The following is a 1,339-nucleotide window of genomic DNA, read 5'->3' on the forward strand; positions in this document are numbered from 1 at the left end:
AAACCGGGCGTTGGCCACTGCGCACCGTCACCGACTCCTGGGTCTACCCCCTGCCCCCGGGCATCGACATCGCAGACGAGAGTGACGCACTCGGGAAAATGACTCTGGAAAAGAGCGCCCCGCTCACCGAAAACATAACCGTCATGCTGACCGACGCACGCGACACCCACGAGATCAACCTCGCACTCAAAGCTGCGTTCACCGACGAAGATGAAGGAAACATATAGTGGCCCTGCATCTTCCGAAACCGCGATCAACCAAACCCGCACAGAAGACCGTCGGCTTGGACGGACTCAACGTATCCGTCTCGACAGCAGCGACCAGTGGTGTCGAAAAATCGAAATCGGTCAAAAGTGGGGGATTGGCCGGACTCACCAGCAAAGTCTCCGTACGCCAGCTCCGTACCGAAATCGGTAAAGAAGGCCTACGGCAAGCAGCTGTCGACGCCGGGAGAAAGCCACCCTCTGACCGAACACTGCGCCGCTGGGCGCAGCAAGGACGAATCCCGCACCCCGACGTCACCGAACGTGCACAACGGCGAGCCGCCATCGAACGCCTCGGCGGAATCGACGCTGTCGCAAAGAAAATCGGCCGTTCACGATCAGGGGTCTCTCGCTACCGTTCCGGGGAAACGAACGAACTGCGCGCTGACGCGAAAAAGAAACTCAAAAACGTCAAAGCTCGCGACATCATGGACCGCGCCGGCGTCCTACGACCCGACGGGCAACCCAAAAAGGCCACCATCCGAGTCCGCGGGGGAGTGTCCGTCCGCAACGGTTCCGAAGAAGGTTACGACTATCGAGTGCGTACCCTCGATTTCGCGAACTCCGACAGCCCCTTCAGTCTCGACGAAACACGAGAACTCGCCATGGCTTTGGCCAACGACGATCATGCCCGAGTGGTTGCCATCCTCGAACGTCACGCCACGATGGATTACCCGGAAAACAAGGGATTCGACCAGTACGGCGACACTTTCGGATTTCACTTCGATTCCATCGAATCCGTCCACATCGACTGGACATAGAACTCCCCCTGCTCCTCGACGCACCGGGCGGGACCAGGCATCGCGTTCGCAGACCCTCGTGCGAAACACCGGTAGCGATCTCGGCACCAGAGGATATGTCGGCCAGGTTCGAAAATCGAATGGCGCCTCTCAGCCGGAGTTGTCAGGTTTGACGGGCAGTTGGGAGTCGAGTTCGGAAACAGTGGCTTCCACAGCTGCCGCGATCTCGTCGTCGGTAGGGACGAGATCGCGAACCTGGGAGGGGAGAGTCTCATAGGTGTAGTCGGCTACGGCGAGGGGTGCAGTTGTCCCGGCAAGTGAATACCGGACGACGTT

2 protein-coding genes and 1 pseudogene are annotated in these 1,339 nt (G+C 59.4%); 2 read left to right on the forward strand and 1 reads right to left on the reverse strand.

Annotated elements, in window-relative coordinates; translation table 11 throughout:
- Together ACH4F2_RS36145 and ACH4F2_RS36150 are read left to right on the forward strand one after the other, a co-directional pair.
- On the forward strand, nucleotides 1–227 hold a 227-nt coding region (locus ACH4F2_RS36145; RefSeq protein WP_398136822.1), incomplete at its 5' end, for a hypothetical protein.
- Complete coding sequence (locus tag ACH4F2_RS36150; RefSeq protein WP_351645199.1) at nucleotides 227–1,024, forward strand: hypothetical protein; 798 nt, start codon at nucleotides 227–229, stop codon at nucleotides 1,022–1,024. The genes ACH4F2_RS36145 and ACH4F2_RS36150, both read left to right, overlap by 1 nt.
- A 129-nt stretch (nucleotides 1,025–1,153) precedes the next feature.
- Here ACH4F2_RS36150 and ACH4F2_RS36155 read toward each other — a convergent pair.
- Nucleotides 1,154–1,339: pseudogene (locus tag ACH4F2_RS36155) on the reverse strand (DUF1016 domain-containing protein); the annotation flags it as partial.

This window comes from Streptomyces sp. NPDC017890 (genome assembly GCF_044328675.1).
GTDB lineage: Bacteria > Actinomycetota > Actinomycetes > Streptomycetales > Streptomycetaceae > Streptomyces.